The 16,542-nt window shown below is 59.8% G+C and carries 11 protein-coding genes; 4 read left to right on the forward strand and 7 right to left on the reverse strand.

Annotated elements, in window-relative coordinates; translation table 11 throughout:
* Positions 1-10: 10 nt before the first annotated feature.
* Positions 11-598 carry a transcriptional regulator BetI gene (gene betI, locus AC0TNG_RS20505; RefSeq protein ID WP_024906969.1) on the reverse strand — a complete coding sequence of 196 codons (588 nt, stop codon included), beginning with the start codon at positions 596-598 and terminating at the stop codon, positions 11-13.
* Between the two features lie 128 nt (positions 599-726).
* Between betI and betT the strand changes: the two genes are divergently transcribed.
* The gene (gene betT / locus AC0TNG_RS20510; protein WP_024906970.1) at positions 727-2,760 is read left to right on the forward strand and encodes a choline BCCT transporter BetT; all 2,034 of its coding nucleotides are present in this window, start codon (positions 727-729) and stop codon (positions 2,758-2,760) included.
* Between the two features lie 46 nt (positions 2,761-2,806).
* Here the strand turns inward: betT and AC0TNG_RS20515 are convergent, their stop codons facing one another.
* The 3 genes from AC0TNG_RS20515 to AC0TNG_RS20525 all read right to left on the reverse strand — a co-directional run bounded on the left by AC0TNG_RS20515 (position 2,807) and on the right by AC0TNG_RS20525 (position 8,223).
* Positions 2,807-4,912 (reverse strand): prolyl oligopeptidase family serine peptidase, encoded by a 2,106-nt coding sequence (locus tag AC0TNG_RS20515; protein ID WP_473713021.1) that lies wholly within the window; start codon positions 4,910-4,912, stop codon positions 2,807-2,809.
* Between the two features lie 323 nt (positions 4,913-5,235).
* Positions 5,236-5,889: an enterobactin synthase subunit EntD gene (gene entD, locus AC0TNG_RS20520; protein WP_473713023.1), complete on the reverse strand. Its 654-nt coding sequence runs from the start codon at positions 5,887-5,889 to the stop codon at positions 5,236-5,238.
* 84 nt (positions 5,890-5,973) lie between these two features.
* Positions 5,974-8,223 carry a TonB-dependent siderophore receptor gene (locus AC0TNG_RS20525; protein ID WP_463726983.1) on the reverse strand — a complete coding sequence of 750 codons (2,250 nt, stop codon included), beginning with the start codon at positions 8,221-8,223 and terminating at the stop codon, positions 5,974-5,976.
* Positions 8,224-8,367: 144 nt separating this feature from the next.
* Between AC0TNG_RS20525 and fes the strand changes: the two genes are divergently transcribed.
* From fes to entF, 3 genes are read left to right on the forward strand one after another with little or no spacing between them, the layout of a single operon-like run.
* Positions 8,368-9,567, forward strand: a complete 1,200-nt coding sequence (fes, locus tag AC0TNG_RS20530) for an enterochelin esterase (protein WP_473713025.1) — start codon at positions 8,368-8,370, stop codon at positions 9,565-9,567.
* A 10-nt stretch (positions 9,568-9,577) separates the two neighbouring features.
* Complete coding sequence (locus AC0TNG_RS20535) at positions 9,578-9,790, forward strand: MbtH family protein (RefSeq protein WP_463726981.1); 213 nt, start codon at positions 9,578-9,580, stop codon at positions 9,788-9,790.
* Positions 9,787-13,644: an enterobactin non-ribosomal peptide synthetase EntF gene (gene entF, locus AC0TNG_RS20540; protein WP_473713026.1), complete on the forward strand. Its 3,858-nt coding sequence runs from the start codon at positions 9,787-9,789 to the stop codon at positions 13,642-13,644. Before AC0TNG_RS20535 ends, entF begins: the two co-directional genes overlap by 4 nt.
* A gap of 94 nt (positions 13,645-13,738) precedes the next feature.
* Here entF and fepC read toward each other — a convergent pair whose 3' ends face one another.
* Genes fepC through fepD form a run of 3 tightly spaced genes read right to left on the reverse strand, consistent with a single transcriptional unit; the run spans position 13,739 to position 16,529 of the window.
* Positions 13,739-14,539, reverse strand: coding sequence for an iron-enterobactin ABC transporter ATP-binding protein (gene fepC, locus AC0TNG_RS20545; protein WP_473713028.1), 801 nt, complete (start codon positions 14,537-14,539; stop codon positions 13,739-13,741).
* The gene (gene fepG, locus AC0TNG_RS20550; RefSeq protein WP_473713184.1) at positions 14,536-15,525 is read right to left on the reverse strand and encodes an iron-enterobactin ABC transporter permease; all 990 of its coding nucleotides are present in this window, start codon (positions 15,523-15,525) and stop codon (positions 14,536-14,538) included. Before fepG ends, fepC begins: the two co-directional genes overlap by 4 nt.
* The gene (gene fepD / locus AC0TNG_RS20555; RefSeq protein ID WP_157188752.1) at positions 15,525-16,529 is read right to left on the reverse strand and encodes a Fe(3+)-siderophore ABC transporter permease; all 1,005 of its coding nucleotides are present in this window, start codon (positions 16,527-16,529) and stop codon (positions 15,525-15,527) included. Before fepD ends, fepG begins: the two co-directional genes overlap by 1 nt.
* Positions 16,530-16,542 lie beyond the last annotated feature (13 nt).

Here is a 16,542-nt window from a genome sequence, read left to right on the forward strand (position 1 = left end):
TTCTCCTCGGTTATTCGGTCGGTAAATGCTGGCTGATAAAGTGGCTGGTGAGCGATTGTGCCAGGGTTTTATCCAGCGGCTTGCCGCTTAGCGCGGCGCGCAGCCACAGCCCGTCGATCAGCGCCGCCAGGCCGTAGCCCGCCTCTTCGGCCTGTTCGCGCGGCAGTTCGCGGCGGAACTCGTACACCAGGTTCGACAGCAGGCGGCGGCTGCTCACCTGCTGCAGGCGGTAGAGCATCGGCTGGTGCATGCTGCTTGCCCAGAAGGCCAGCCAGGCCTTCATTGCCGCGCCGCTGGTCTGGGTTTCATCAAAATTGCCGCCGACAATCGCCTGCAGTCGCTGCTCCGCGCTGGCGTCCGGCAGGGCGCGTAAGCGGCTCAATACCGCGTCGCGCAGCTGGCCGGTGATGTCGCGCATGGTTGCTTCCAGCAGACCGTTTTTGTCTTTGAAATAGTGACTGATGATCCCCGTGGAAACGCCTGCCCGACGGGCGATCTGCGCGATCGTCGCGTCATGCATTCCCACTTCATTTATTGCTTCCAGCGTGGCGTCGATAAGCTGCCTGCGCCGGATCGGCTGCATCCCCACTTTGGGCATTATTGCCACTCCATTCATCAGCGTTGGTTAACCATTAAAGCGGTTTTTGATTGGACGTTCAATATAAAATGTGTCTTAATTGTTGCGGATTTGGATTTTAATAGTTACAAAAACAGTGGGGATACTGGATGACAGACCTTTCACAGGACAGAGAAAAAGACAAAATCAATCCGGTCGTTTTTTATACGTCTGCCGGGCTGATTTTGTTGTTTTCCCTGACAACGATCTTCTTTCGCGATTTTTCTGCCGAGTGGATTGGGCGCACCCTGAACTGGGTGTCGAAGACCTTCGGCTGGTACTACCTGCTGGCGGCGACGCTCTATATCGTCTTCGTGGTCTGCATTGCCTGCTCGCGCTTCGGTTCGGTGAAGCTCGGGCCTGAGCAGTCAAAGCCCGAGTTCAGCCTGCTGAGCTGGGCCGCGATGCTGTTTGCCGCAGGCATTGGCATCGACCTGATGTTCTTCTCCGTGGCGGAACCGGTCACGCAGTATATGCAGCCGCCGGAAGGGGCAGGGCAGACGATGGAGGCCGCGCGCCAGGCGATGGTCTGGACGCTGTTCCACTACGGCCTGACCGGCTGGTCAATGTACGCCCTGATGGGCATGGCGCTGGGATACTTTAGCTATCGTTATAATTTGCCCCTCACCATCCGCTCCGCGCTGTACCCGATTTTTGGTAAAAAGATCAACGGCCCGATTGGCCACAGCGTCGACATTGCGGCGGTGATCGGGACCATCTTCGGTATCGCGACGACGCTTGGGATTGGCGTGGTGCAGCTTAACTACGGGCTGAGCGTGCTGTTTGATATTCCGGATTCGATGGCGGCGAAAGCGGCGCTGATTGCGCTTTCGGTCATTATCGCCACCATTTCGGTGACGTCGGGCGTCGATAAGGGCATCCGCGTGCTCTCCGAGCTGAACGTGGCGCTGGCGCTGGGCCTGATCCTGTTCGTGCTGTTTATGGGCGATACCTCGTTCCTGCTCAATGCCTTAGTACTCAACGTGGGCGACTATGTGAACCGCTTTATGGGCATGACGCTGAACAGCTTCGCCTTCGACCGCCCTGTAGAGTGGATGAACAACTGGACGCTGTTCTTCTGGGCGTGGTGGGTCGCGTGGTCGCCGTTTGTTGGCCTGTTCCTGGCGCGTATTTCGCGTGGCCGCACCATCCGCCAGTTTGTGATGGGCACGCTGATCATCCCGTTCACCTTTACGCTGCTCTGGCTGTCGGTGTTCGGCAACAGCGCGCTGCACGAGATTATCCACGGCAATGCTACTTTCGCGCAGGAAGCGATGGCGCACCCGGAGCGAGGCTTCTACAGCCTGCTGGCGCAGTATCCGGCGTTCACCTTTAGCGCCTCCGTGGCGACTATTACCGGCCTGCTGTTTTACGTCACCTCGGCGGATTCCGGCGCGCTGGTGCTGGGTAACTTCACCTCGAAGCTGAAGGACATCAACAGCGATGCCCCGAACTGGCTGCGCATCTTCTGGTCCGTCGCCATCGGCCTGCTGACGCTCGGCATGCTGATGACCAACGGCATCTCGGCGCTGCAGAACACCACGGTGATCATGGGGCTGCCGTTCAGCTTCGTCATCTTCTTTGTCATGGCCGGGCTGTATAAGTCCCTCAAGGTGGAAGATTACCGCCGCGTCAGCGCCAGCCGCGACACCGCGCCGCGCCCGATGGGCGCGCAGGACAGGCTGAGCTGGAAGAAACGTCTGTCGCGCCTGATGAACTACCCGGGCACGCGCTACACCAAACAGATGATGGAGACGGTCTGCTTCCCCGCCATGGAAGAGGTAGCCCAGGAGCTGAAGCTGCGTGGCGCCTACGTGGAGCTGAAAAACCTGCCGCCGGAGGAGGGCGAGACCCTGGGGCACCTGGATCTGCTGGTGCATATGGGCGACGAGCAGAACTTTGTCTACCAGATCTGGCCGCAGCAGTACTCGGTCCCCGGCTTTACCTACCGGGCGCGCAGCGGGAAATCGACCTACTACCGGCTTGAGACCTTCCTGCTGGAAGGGAGCCAGGGGAACGATTTGATGGACTACAGCAAGGAGCAGGTAATTACGGACATTCTGGATCAGTATGAACGGCACCTGAACTTTATCCATCTGCACAGGGAAGCGCCGGGGAATAGCGTGATGTTCCCGGATGTTTGAACCATTTCGTGTATGAATGACAGGGCACCCGTAACGGGTGCCGCTATCATCTATCCTGAACGTGAAGACCGGTTTTCCAAATAAAGAAGCTTACCGTGTCGACTAATTTTGAATCGGCCTCGGCATAGGTTGCCGCACTGTGTCCTCCCTGACGGTAAGCCAGAACCAGCACGCTGCGCGGCGAGCCTATTTCCTCTAAACGGGCGGCGAATTTTGCTGTTTGCCACGGGGAAACGCGCTGGTCATGCAGGCCTACGGTTAACAGGACGGGAGGATAACGTTTTTCAGGTACCAGATGCCGGTAAGCATCTATTTTCAGTAAGTTTAGCCTGCCAGACGGCGTCAGCGGCGATCCCAGTTCGTCATAGTTCATCACGCCTATCGGAATGTTATCCAGTCGGCTGGTATTGAGCATCCCGGCGTCTATGGCCACTGCGGCAAACAGTTCCGGGCGACGGGTCATCGCCATACCCACGATAATTCCCCCCGCGCTTTCACCCCCGATTGCCAGTTTTGACGGTGAGGTGTAGCGACTGTCGATAAGATATTCCGCGCAACGGATAAAATCGGTAATGGAATTTTCTTTCTTATCTGCTCTTCCTGCTTCGTGCCATTCAGGGCCCATTTCACCGCCTCCGCGTACATGCGCGATAGCGAGAATACCGCCTTGTTCCAGCCAGAGCAGACGGGTCAGATCGAATGAAGGAAACGTACTCACGCCATACGCGCCATAAGCCGTCAACCAGGTAGGGACCGAACCATCGCGCGCAATGCCTTTACGGTATATGAGGGTCAGTGGGACGCGAATATTGTCTGCTGTAGTGACCCATTTTTCTTCCGTCACATAGTCTGTCAGGGGCTGGCTTAACGGCGGTATTAACTCTGTTTTCTGGATGATGTTATCTGCAGGTTGATAATGATAAATGACGGGGGGCTTCAGCCAGCCCTGGCGAGTGAAGAGAATGTCCTTACTGTCACTACTGGCAAATATCGCACTCACGTCTTCATCTGCAGGGACCGGAATTGTCTGGTGTTTATTGATTTCAACAAACGGAATACGCATGAATTTACTGCTGCCGGCGTCATGATAAGCCACATAAAGTGAATCCCTGCTCAGGCTTAATTGTGTTAACTCTCCGTTAGACCAGCTCATCACGGGTTCTTTGGTGGAGGCAGGAGCCGCCAGATTGATGCGTGAAATATCATAGCCTGAGGAGGCGTTATAGCTCGCCAGATAAATCCACTCCCCGGAATAAACAAAGGCAGAAACATTTTTATCGGTATCAACAATTTTGTTCCAGGTGAATGTGCTGTTGTCATCCGGGGCTTTTTTAGCGGAAAAAAGAGAGCTGCCATAACCGCTAATGGATTTTGACACGTTAACAATCAGGTAGTCAGAATCAGGGGAGGCGTAAAGATTAACGTTTTCGCAGGATTGCTGTGCGAGTTCTGGAATGGTGCGCCAGTCAAACGTCATAATATCGTTGTTGCTTTCTATATGGTGGAGATAGACCTTGCCGCAGGTCTGCCGTCCTGAATCCTGAGTTGTAGTGTTCAGACTGTAATAAAAGGACTGATTATCTGCGGCCCAGACAACATTGGGGTAGCGAACGGCGGGGATGCGAGTGTCTAATACCACGTTATCAGCCACTCTGATCACCGTGATATCCGTGCTTTCCGTTCCATTTCGTGAGCGCCCAACGGCAACGAAGCGACCATCATGTGAAGGAATGAAAAAGTTAATCCCATAACCCACAGGCGGATCGATGAGCACACGTTCAGGCTTTCCCGCTTGTTTTACAAACAGCCGCAGGTAGGGATGTTCGACCGATGAGCGGAGATAAAAACGATTGTCTCCCGCATCATAAATGTCTGAAATAGTGGGGGCCGTATTCACTAACTCGCTCAACCTTTTCGCCAGCGCGTTTCTCCATGGAAGGGCGTGGAGTGTCTTAACCGTCTGGTTTGAGCGTTGATTTAACCAGCGAGCAGTCTGTTGGGGGTGAGTTTCCATCCAATGATAAGGATCCATGCCGTCCTCATAGGGATTTTCGTTAGCATGAGCGAAAAAGATACAGCCGAAAAATGCGAGGATAGTAATAATTATCTGCTTGCTGATAGGTTTTATTCTCGGTATCAGACAATGTTTCATTTCTGGCTGGGCTCATGTTGTTCTGTTAGTGGCGTTAGTTGAGTACGTCATGTTTCCTTAGTCACATCGAGTTAATGTAGAAAAGCGAAGAAATAATGTTCCTGAAAATATAAAATTGAAATAACTTATTTTGTATTTATTGATTTTTTATCCTCATGTTTTTGATCTGGCTCGAGGTTTTATGACCAAATTCTGTTATGAAAAAATTCGCTCGCATACTTTTAAATGCTTCAGGAAGATTTTGGTGGCTATTATAAATGGTAGGAAGTGAGAGTTTCGTTATTTTTAGTGTTTAATTGCCGGGAGCAATAAACAGGGCAGCATTATTCCTGAACGACAATCAAGGTATATACCTCTCCATTAACACGTTGCCAGGCGAGGCTAAAGCATTTTCCCTGCTTATAACGGCCCGCCGGATGGCTGAGCGTCAACGCGATAGTTTGCTGATTCAACGCCGTGACCCGTGCACAGTCGAATCCCATGTAGTGCCTTGCCGTAGGGAACAGGGCTTTAAACAAACTTTCCTTGGCGCTAAATGCCAACGTCAACGCCAGCGCAAAGGGGTAGCCCGAACGCTTCAGGCACATCGCTTCCTGTGCATCAATGATGCCGTCCTGGATTTCGCGGGCTTCACGGTCAGGAAGAATGGCTTCGGAATCAATACCCACAAGCGCATCTGGATGACGGACGGCAAGCGCCATCGCCTGCGTGCCGCTGTGGGTGATGCTTCCTGAAACGCCTTCCGGCCAGAGCGGTTCACCGCTGGGGCCGATGCCGGGCACGGTGTGGTCAGGTAAGGCATGGGCGGCGGCGATGCGGCCTGCCAGATGCTCGGCTTTGCGTTTGCGCCCGGCGTTTGAAAGCTCAGCGTGGTGGGGGAGCCAAAGGAGATCGGTGTCGGTGAAGGTGGTTGGGTCGAAGGTGACGTGGTGGACGGTGTGGCCGGCGAGAATGAGCGTGCTGTGGGTGGTGTGCATGTTTTTCCTCTATCAGCAAATAGTGCGGCCTGATGCCCTCACCCCGACCCTCTCCCACAGGGAGAGGGGGAGTTACTGCCTGTATCAGAAACGCGTATTCACGCTCATGTACCAGGTGCGACCCGGTTCATTATACGTATACGCACCCGCACCGTACATATACGCACCGGTGGTGGTATTTCCGGTTGTCTGGGCATTACCCGCGCGCCACTGGCGTTTGTCGAAGACGTTGTCCACGCCGCCGGTCAGGCTGACGTTTTTGGTCATGTCCCAGGTCGCGCTCAGGCCAACGATGCTGTACGGACTGACTTCGTCTTTTTCAGACCCGGTCACCGGCTGACCTTTGTAGTTGTACTTTTTCGGCTGCTGCTTGCCGTACCAGGTAAAGGTCGACTGGAGCGACACGTCCTGATGCACCTGCCAGCTCAGGGTTGAGTTCAGCGTGTACTCCGGAATGATCGACAGACGGTCGCCGGTCTCCTTGTTCTTGCTCTGCAGCATGTAGGTGATGTTGTTGGTCCAGTTAATCGTGTCGCTGACCGGCACGTTCAGGGAGCCTTCCAGCCCTTCGACGACTGCTTTAGGTACGTTTTCCCACTGGTAGATGTCGGTCTGCACTTTACCGGAAGAGGTGTGACCAATCGGCGCGTAGCCCGCTTCAATCTTGTCGCGGTAGTCGTTGCGGAACCAGGTGACGCCCGCCAGCCAGCCGTCGCGCTTCCACTCCAGACCAATCTCTTTGTTGATGCTGGTTTCGGCCTTCAGGTCGTCGTTACCCATCATGTAGCAGCCCACGCCGTCGGAGCTGGCGTAGCAGCCCTGGCCTTTACTGTAGAGCAGGTAGTTCGGGTTGGTCTGGTACAGGCTCGGCGCCTTATAGGCGCGCGCGATCCCCATCTTAAGCGTGAAGTCATCCCCCAGCCCCTGCGACAGGTTAAGTGACGGGCTCCAGTTGTTGCCGACGATGGTGTGATGGTCGAAGCGCATGGCAGGGGTCAGCATGGTGCTGTCGGTCAGCTCCATGTTGTTTTCGGCGAACAGGGAGAAAATCTCTGCCGACGTGTACGGGCTGCGGTCGTTGCTCATGCCCGGAATGGTGCCGCCCTGCTGGGTTTGGGTGAAGGAGGTCGAGTCCTTCATGCGCTGCTGGTTCCACTCGGTGCCGAGCGTCAGGTTCTGGTTGACGATGAAATCAATCGGCAGGTTGACTTCGCTGTGCAGCATCACGTCGGCCAGATCGGTGTCGGTGAATTTATTACTGTTGAACAGACCTTCCAGACCGCCCGCCAGCCCCTCTCCCAGACGGGAGTTGCGGGTGTGCTCGTACTGCGCCCAGTTGCTGGTGGTAATGCCGTTATCCCAGCCGCCGTTCCAGGTCACCGCGAAGTTCTGGCGATAGATGCGGTTGGTCTCTTTGCCGTAGTTCTTTTTCACCAGACCGCTGGAGCTGTTGTCGTTGTTGGTGTTCTGCGTGTCGCCTGCGTAGAGGTTATTCTGGCGGCTGTAGCCCGCCTCAAATTCCAGAGACTGCATCGGCGCAAAGTCCCAGCGCACCACGCCGTTAATGTCTTTGTTTTCTACACCCTCGCGGCCCGCGGGCAGCGTGTCGGCGTAGGCACCGGTTCGGTCAGACTGGTGACCCTGGTTGATGTCCCACGCGTCGGCCTGGGTTTTGTCCAGATTGCCGTACATGCGGAAGCTGAAGTCGCCGCCCAGCGGGCCGCTCAGGCTAAAGTTGGTGCGCTTGGTAGACCCTTCATCCTTGTGCTCAGGCGCATTCAGGTAGGTGTTCCAGGAGCCGTGCCACTGGTCGTCGAATTTTTTAGTGATGATGTTCACCACGCCGCCAGCCGCGCCGTTGCCGTAGCGCGCGGCGGCCGGACCGCGGATCACTTCGATGCGCTCGATCATCTCCGGCGGCACCCAGCCGGTATCGCCGCGCGTGTCACGCTCGCCTCGCCAGCCCAGACGGATGGAGTTTCGGCTGGTGACCGGCTTGCCGTCGATCAGGATCAGGGTGTTTTCTGGCCCCATGCCGCGGATATCAATCTGACGGTTGTTCCCGCGCTGGCCGCTGGTGGAGTTACCGGTCAGGTTAACGCCCGGCATGGTGCGGATGATTTCAGCCACGTCCCGCGCGGGCGGGTTTTTACGGATCTCATCGGCGGTGATGGTTGATACCCCCGGCGCCTGCAGATTCTGCTTGGCGGCGGTGATCACCATCGTGTCTTCGTGCTGCGCAGAGGCGGTGTTGTCGTCTGCCAGAGCGGGCAGCGCGACGCCGTAAATCCCTAAATTGACCAGCAAGGCCAGAGAGTGAATCTTCTTATTCATTGTACGTCCTGCTTTTGTGGTTGTTTTATGAGCGCTTCCCACAGCGCGGGCACTACGCTATTGCAAATGCAAATAGTTATCAATAATATTATCAATAAAATTTGCTCTGAAACAAAAAAGACTGTTAAACATGAGGTTATAAGGGTGACGGCGTTAACAACGGGAAGTGAAGCGTGGTGGCAGTCGAAAAACGGGCCTGAATGGAAGCCGGAAAAGGGAAACTATCGCGTCACGTTCTGGTGGCGTGACCCGGCAGGAACGCAAAGAACGTCACCGATCAAACGCGTCTGGCTCTACGTCACCGGCGTGACCGATCACCACAAAAATGCCCGCCCGCAGTCCCTCGAACGCATTCCCGATACCGACGTCTGGCAGTGGCAGGGCGAGTTCAGCCCCGAGTGGCGCGGAAGCTACTGTTTTATCCCCTCCGTGAATGAAATTGATTTTGCCGACGCGGTATTCGAAGGCCAGCAGCCGGACCGCATGGCGCTGCGCGAAGGCTGGCGCAAACTGCTGCCGCACGCGGTGTCTGATCCGCTGAATCCGCAGAGCTGGCGCGGCGGGCGCGGTCATGCCGTCTCGGCGCTGGAAATGCCGGATGCGCCCGTTCAGCCGGGGTGGAATCATCCCGATACGTCGTATCAGCCGCCAGTCTGCATTGAGTGGGAAAGCGCGCGCCTGAACAACCGCCGCCGCGTCTGGATTTTCACCATCGGGGACGATAACCCGGAACGCCCGCTGGCGGTGCTGCTCGACGGCCAGTTCTGGGCCGAAAGCATGCCCGTCTGGCCTGCGCTGGCGTCGCTCACCAGCGAGCGCAAACTGCCGCCTGCGGTCTACGTCTTAATCGATGTTATCGACATGGAGCATCGCAACCGCGAGCTGCCGTGCAATCCCGATTTCTGGCTGGCGGTGCAGGAAGAACTTCTCCCCCTTGTCCAGAAACACGCGCCGTTCAGCGACCGCGCCGACCGTACGGTGGTGGCAGGCCAGAGCTTTGGCGGTCTCGCGTCGCTTTATGCTGGCCTCCACTGGCCGCAGCGTTTTGGCTGTGTGCTCAGCCAGTCCGGATCCTTCTGGTGGCCGCACCGCGGTGGGCAGCAGGACGGGCTGTTAATCGAACAACTTAAAGCCGGTGAAATATCCCCTCGCGGGCTACGCATCATTCTTGAAGCCGGGCGCAACGAGCCGCTCATCTTCCGCGCGAATCAGGCGATTTACGCCGAGCTGCACACGCACCAACCGGTTATCTGGCGTCAGGTTGACGGCGGACACGATGCGCTTTGCTGGCGCGGTGGGCTGACGCAGGGGCTGATGACCCTCTGGCAGCCGCTCATTCACTAACGGAGTCTGTATGGAATTCAGCAATCCTTTCGATAATCCGCAGGGACAGTTCGCCATTTTGCAAAACGACCAGGGGCAGTACAGCCTGTGGCCGCAGCAGTGCGAACTGCCGGCGGGGTGGCACGTGGTGTGTGAAGCACAGTCTCAGGAGGCGTGCCAGCAGTGGCTTGTCGGGCACTGGCAAACGCTTGTCCCGTCCCATTTTGCGGAGGGAAGCGCATGAACCGTCTTCCTCTCGTCGCCGCCCAGCCGGGGATCTGGATGGCGGAACAGCTGTCCACGCTGCCAAACGCCTGGAGCGTGGCGCACTACACCGAGCTGAAAGGCGATATCGACGCGCCGCTGCTGGCAAAAGCGATTGCTGAAGGCATGATGCAGGCCGATACCCTGCGGATGCGTTTTGCCGAGGAGAACGGCGAGGTGTGGCAGTGGGTGGACGAGTCCACGATCCTGCCTGAGCCGTCCATCGTTCGCGTTAACTCTCACGACGACGCCATGACGCTGATGGAATCCGATCTTGACCAGAACCTGCGCGTCGACAGCGGTCAGCCGCTGGCGTTTCACCAGCTGATTCAGGTGGGTGAAAGCCACTGGTACTGGTATCAGCGCTATCACCATCTGGTGGTGGATGGCTTTAGTTTCCCGGCGATTACCCGCCAGATCGCCGCGATTTACGCCGCGTGGAAAAAGGGCGAACCTACGCCCGCATCTCCGTTTACGCCGTTTGCCGAGGTGGTGGACGAGTATCAGCGCTATCGCGACAGCGAGGCGTACGCGCGCGACGGCGCCTTCTGGGCAGAGCAGCGCAAGGAGCTGCCTTCTCCGGTCTCGCTCTCCTCCGCGCCCCTGCCTGGACGCGCCGCCACGACCGATATTCTTCGCCTAAAGGTTGCCGCCGACGGCCGCGCCTTTAGCCAGCTTGCGCAGGCGGCAGAAAAGGTACAGCGCACCGACCTGGCCCTTGCGCTGGTGGCACTGTGGCTGGGCCGCCTGACCGGGAGGCTGGACTATGCCGCCGGGTTTATCTTTATGCGCCGCTTGGGCTCCGCGGCGCTGACCGCGACCGGGCCGGTGCTTAACGTCCTGCCGCTGGCGGTCAATATCGATCCGCAGGAGAGCCTGCCCTCGCTGGCGCTGCGCCTGGCGAACCAGCTGAAAAAAATGCGCCGCCACCAGCGCTATGACGCCGAGCAGATCGTGCGCGACAGCGGGAAAGCGGCGGGTGATGAAGCGCTGTTTGGCCCGGTGCTGAACGTCAAGGTGTTCGACTATCAGCTGGATATCGACGATGTGGAGGCCATTACCCACACGCTGGCAACCGGCCCGGTGAACGACCTTGAGCTGGCGCTGTTCCCGGACGAGCAGGGCGGGTTGAGCATTGAGATCCTCGCCAATAAGCAGCGCTACGATGAAGTGACGCTTTCCCGACACGTCGCGCGTCTGAACGCGATGCTGAGGCAGTTTGCGGCTAATCCGGACCTGCGCTGTGGCGAAGTGGAAACCGTTTCAGAGCAGGAGTATCAGCAGCTGGCGCGCATCAACGATACCGGGCTGGCGCTGCCGTCCACCACGCTCGCGGATCTGGTGGCGGAGCAGGCGAGCAAAACGCCGGACGCGCCCGCGCTGGCGGATGCGCACGTTGAACTCAGCTATCGTCAGATGCGTGAGCAGGTCGTCGCGCTGGCAAACCTGCTGCGCGCGCGCGGCGTGAAGCCGGGCGACAGCGTGGCGGTGGCCCTGCCGCGCTCGGTATTCCTGACGTTAGCATTGCACGGCATTGTGGAGGCGGGCGCCGCGTGGCTGCCGCTCGACACCGGCTATCCGGACGACCGCCTGCGGATGATGCTTGAGGACGCGAAGCCGTCCCTGCTCATTACTACCGACGAACAGCTTCCGCGCTTTAGCGATCTGCCGATTACGACGTTTAGTTACAACACACTGTTACCGACCGCGGGTGCTGAGCCGCTGCGGCTGGCGACGCCGGAGCAGACGGCGTACATCATCTTTACCTCCGGCTCGACGGGGCGCCCTAAAGGGGTCATGGTCGGCCATACCGCCATCGTTAACCGCCTGAAGTGGATGCAGGATCATTACCCGCTGGACGCGACGGACGTGGTGGCGCAGAAAACGCCGTGCAGCTTTGACGTGTCGGTGTGGGAGTTCTGGTGGCCGTTTATCGCCGGGGCGAAGCTGGTGATGGCCGAGCCGGACGCGCACCGCGATCCCCAGGCGATGCAGAGCTTCTTCACCCGGTACGGCGTGACCACCACCCACTTCGTGCCGTCGATGCTGGCGGCGTTTGTTGCCTCGCTGACGCCGGAAAACGTGGCGTGCTGTAAAACCCTTAAGCAGGTGTTCTGCAGCGGCGAAGCGCTGCCAACCGAACTGTGCCGCGAGTGGGAGCAGTTGACCCATGCGCCGCTTCACAACCTCTATGGCCCGACGGAAGCGGCGGTGGACGTGAGCTGGTATCCGGCGTTTGGTCCCGAGCTGGCGGCGGTGGAGGGCAACAGCGTGCCGATCGGCTTCCCGGTGTGGAACACGGGGCTGCGCATTCTGGACGCGATGATGCGCCCGGTGCCGTTCGGCGTGGCGGGCGATCTCTATCTCACCGGCATTCAGCTGGCGCAGGGGTATCTGGGCCGTCCGGACCTCACCGCCAGCCGCTTTATCGCCGACCCGTTTGCGCCGGGCGAGCGGATGTACCGCACCGGAGACGTTGCCCGCTGGCTGGACAACGGCGCGGTGGAATACCTGGGCCGCAGCGACGACCAGCTTAAAATCCGCGGCCAGCGCATCGAGCTGGGTGAAATCGACCGGGCGATGCTGTCGCTGCCGGGCGTGGCTCAGGCCGTGGCGCACGCCTGCGTGTTCAACCGGGCGGCGGCAACGGGTGGCGATGCCCGGCAGCTGGTGGGGTACGTGGTTTCTGAAACCGGCTTACCGCTGGACCGCGACGCGCTGCTCGAATCGCTCAAGGCACAGCTGCCGCCGCATATGGTGCCGGTGGTGCTGCTGCAAATCAGCGCGCTGCCGCTGAGCGCCAACGGCAAGCTTGACCGCAAGGCGCTGCCGCTGCCGGAGCTGACCAGCAAAATCTCCGGACGTGCGCCGGAAAGCGAATCCGAAATTGCCGTCGCGCAGGCGTTTGCCGCGCTGCTGGGCTGCGAGGTCAACGACATTGAGGCCGACTTCTTTGCCCTCGGCGGACACTCGCTGCTGGCGATGCGTCTGGCGGCGCAGCTTAGCCGCGCGTTCGAGCGCAAGGTTACGCCGGGGCAGATTATGGTCGCCTCCACGGTGAGCAAGCTGAGCACGCTGCTGGACTCGCAGATGAGCGACGAGCAGGCGCAGCGTCTGGGGTATGAAACGCTTCTGCCGCTGCGTGAGGGCGACGGCCCGACGCTGTTCTGCTTCCATCCGGCGTCCGGCTTCGCCTGGCAGTTTAGCGTGCTGGCGCGCTACCTCAGTCCGCGCTGGTCAATCGTCGGCATTCAGTCGCCGCGCCCGGACGGGCCGATGCAGCAGTGTGCGGATCTGGATGGAGTCATCGACCATCACCTGAACACCTTACGGGCGCAGCAGCCGCAGGGTCCGTATTATCTGTTCGGCTATTCCCTCGGCGGTACGCTGGCACAAGGGATTGCCGCCCGTCTGCGCGAGCTGGGTGAAGAGGTGGCCTTCCTCGGCCTGCTGGATACCTGGCCGCCGGAAACCCAGAACTGGGCGGAGAAAGAGGCCAACGGCCTGGACCCGGCGGTGCTGGCAGAGATCGAGCGGGAACGTCAGGCGTTTATCGCCGCCCAGCAGGGGCAGGGCTCCAGCGAGCTGTTTAATGCTATCGAAGGCAACTACGCCGACGCGGTGCGGCTGCTCACCACGGCGCACAGCGCGCGGTTTGACGGCAAAGCGACGCTGTTCGTCGCCGAGCGCACCCGAACGATGGATCCGCAGACCGCCTGGGCGCCGTGGGTGGCGGAGCTTGAGGTGTACAGCCAGGACTGCGCCCACGTGGATATCATTTCACCGCAGGCGTTTGAGAAGATAGGGCCGGTTTTGAGGGAGATATTGGGATAACGTCAAAAGCCCCTCACCCCAGCCCTCTCCCCAAAGGGGAGAGGGTGTAATCGTCCCCTCTCCCCTTTGGGGAGAGGGTCAGGGTGAGGGGACATCAGACCGCACGTTTTCCAAGCGGCACCACCAGCGGCGTACCCGCCACCGGGTCGTCAATAATCATGCAGCGCAGGCCGTAGATCCGCTCGATCAGCTCCGGCGTCACAATCTCTTTCGGCGCGCCCTGCGCCACAATCTCCCCGTCGCGCAAGGCAATCAGGTGCGTGGCGTAGCGGCACGCCTGGTTTAAATCGTGCAGCACCGCCGCAAGGGTGTACCCCTGCTCGCGGTTCAGCTCGCTCAGCAGCTCCAGCAGGTCAATCTGATGGCTGATATCCAGCCAGGTCGTCGGCTCGTCCAGCAGCATGATGGAGGTCTCCTGCGCCAGCACCATCGCGATCCACGCGCGCTGACGCTGTCCGCCGGAAAGGGTATCCACGCTTTGCTGAGCGAGATCGGTAATGCCCGTCGCCCGCATCGCGCGGTTCACCGCCTCGTCATCTTCCTTGCGCCAGCGGGTAAACAGCGGCTGGTGCGGATAGCGTCCGCGCGAGACCAGCTCCTGAACCGTGATGTCCCCCGGCGTGGTGGCGTTTTGCGCCAGCAGCCCGATGCGCCTGGCCACCTCTTTGCTGGCGAAGCGCTGGATCTGCTCCCCGTCGAGGAATACGCTGCCTTCAGCCGGCGTCATCAGGCGGCTCAGCGTGCGCAGCAGGGTCGATTTACCGCAGCCGTTCGGGCCGATAATCGCCGTGAAGTGGCCGTCCGGAATGGCGACGGATAAATCACGGGCAACGATTTTTTTGCCGTAGCCGAGAGTGAGATTTTCGCCGCGCAAGCGGGTGGTTGAATCTGTCATTTCTTGCGAGACTCCTGAACGAGCAAGACGATAAGGTAAATCCCGCCGAGGCTGACGGTCACCACGCCCACCGGAAGCTGGTAAGGCATAAACAGCCGCTGGGCGCAGAGATCGGCGGCCAGCAGTAACAGCGCGCCGCACAGCGCCGCCTGAGTTAATCCCCAGCGCGCCGTCCCGCTTAGACGTCGTGCGATATGCGGCGCGACAAGGGCGATAAACGAGATCGGCCCGGCGATGGCGGTGGAGGCGGCGGTCAGCAATACCGCCACCAGCATCAGCATCAGGCGCGAGCGCTCAACGCCCACGCCCAGCGCGCAGGCGCTGTCGTCGCCCATCTCCAGCAGCCGCATGCGTCGCACCAGCAGCAGCGCGCCGATAAACATCAGCACAATCAGCGGCGCGGCGGGCCAGGTTTTGCCCCACGTCAGGCCGTTGAGAGAACCTGCGTACCACAGCCCGGCGGAAAGCGCCGTTTCCAGCGAGGCCTGCAGCAGCAGCCAGGTGTTAAACGCCATCAGCATCGCGCGGATGCCGATCCCGATGATGATCAGGCGGAAGGTGTCGATGCCGTTGCGCCAGGCCAGGGCCCAGATAAGCAGGGAGGTGAGAATGCCGCCCGCCATCGCCGTAAAGGTAATGGCCATGAGATGCTGCCCGAACAGCACCATCGCCACCAGCACGCCGCTCCACGCGCCGGTATTCAGGCCCATCACGTCCGGGCTGCCGAGGGGGTTCCGCATCAGCGACTGGAATATCGCGCCGCTGACGCCAAGCGCCGCGCCAACCAGGATCGCCATCGCCACGCGCGGCAGTCGCCATTCGGTGACCACCATGGTGATGTTACGCGGCGCGCTGCCGGTGAGAGCATGAAAGACCTGCGCGAAATCAAGCGTTACGGCACCGCTTTGCAGGCTCCAGACCGCCAGCAGCAGACTGGTGACGACCAGCAGAGCGACGCTGGTGAGTAAACGACGGGACGGGGCCATCATGCGCCACCCCCGCGTCTGCGTCGTACCAGGAAGATCAGCACCGGCGCGCCGATAAAGGCGCTGACCACCGAGACGCGCAATTCACCCGGCACCAGCAGGCGGCCCAGTACGTCGGCAAACAGCAGCAGGGCAGGGGTGGCCAGCAGCGTCACCGGCAGCGACCAGCGGTGATCCGCACCTACCAGCCAGCGCGCCATGTGCGGCATCATCAGGCCAATAAAGGCGATCGGCCCGACCACGGCGGTCGCGCTGCCGCACAGCACGGTGATGGCGCACAGACCAATCAGCTGCGTGCGTGCCACGCGGTTGCCGAGGGCTGTCGCGGTGTCGCTGCCGAGGCTCAGGCTGTTGAGCGACCTGCTTAAAAACAGCGCCACGGCAGCGGCAATCATCACCGGGATCGCCACCACTTTCAGGGTTTCAAGAGTGCGGATATCCAGCGAACCGGCCTGCCAGAAGCGTAGCTGGTCGTAAACGTCCGGGTTGAGCAGGGCGATGCCGTTGGATAAGCCTTCCAGCACCGCCGCGAGCGCCACGCCCGCCAGCGTCAGGCGCACCGGGCTCAGCTGTCCGCCGCCCTGGCTGCCGGTAAACGCCACCACCAGCGAGGCGGCCAGCGCGCCGCAGAAGGCCATCACCAGTTGCTCGGACGGAGAGGTCAACCCGAACAGCGCCGCACCGAGCACGATGGCAAAGCTGGCACCGGAGTTCACGCCGAGAATGCCGGGGTCGGCCAGCGGGTTACGGGTGAGGGTTTGCATCAGGGCACCGGCAAGGCCGAGCGCGCCACCGGCCAGCAGTCCGGCAAGGGTGCGGGGCAGGCGGGCGTCGAGCACAATGACGCAGTCGGCGCTCTGGCAGGTACCGGAGAGCGCATCAACGATAACGGACGCGGGCAGAGGCTTCGCGCCAACCAGCAGGCTGAGTGCAATCGCCAGGCTCAATAGCAGCAATAAAACGGGCACGGCAACGGCGCGCACCGAAGAAGAGGAAAACGACATAGCAACATCCATG

It is taken from the genome of Enterobacter sp. PL_is514 (genome assembly GCF_055816715.1).

Coding starts and splice junctions, on each gene's coding strand:
- betI (WP_024906969.1), bottom strand. CDS start 598: ATGCCCAAAGTGGGGATGCAGCCGATCCGGCGCAGGCAGCTTATCGAC.
- betT (WP_024906970.1), top strand. CDS start 727: ATGACAGACCTTTCACAGGACAGAGAAAAAGACAAAATCAATCCGGTC.
- AC0TNG_RS20515 (WP_473713021.1), bottom strand. CDS start 4,912: ATGAAACATTGTCTGATACCGAGAATAAAACCTATCAGCAAGCAGATA.
- entD (WP_473713023.1), bottom strand. CDS start 5,889: ATGCACACCACCCACAGCACGCTCATTCTCGCCGGCCACACCGTCCAC.
- AC0TNG_RS20525 (WP_463726983.1), bottom strand. CDS start 8,223: ATGAATAAGAAGATTCACTCTCTGGCCTTGCTGGTCAATTTAGGGATT.
- AC0TNG_RS20535 (WP_463726981.1), top strand. CDS start 9,578: ATGGAATTCAGCAATCCTTTCGATAATCCGCAGGGACAGTTCGCCATT.
- entF (WP_473713026.1), top strand. CDS start 9,787: ATGAACCGTCTTCCTCTCGTCGCCGCCCAGCCGGGGATCTGGATGGCG.
- fepC (WP_473713028.1), bottom strand. CDS start 14,539: ATGACAGATTCAACCACCCGCTTGCGCGGCGAAAATCTCACTCTCGGC.
- fepG (WP_473713184.1), bottom strand. CDS start 15,525: ATGGCCCCGTCCCGTCGTTTACTCACCAGCGTCGCTCTGCTGGTCGTC.
- fepD (WP_157188752.1), bottom strand. CDS start 16,529: ATGTCGTTTTCCTCTTCTTCGGTGCGCGCCGTTGCCGTGCCCGTTTTA.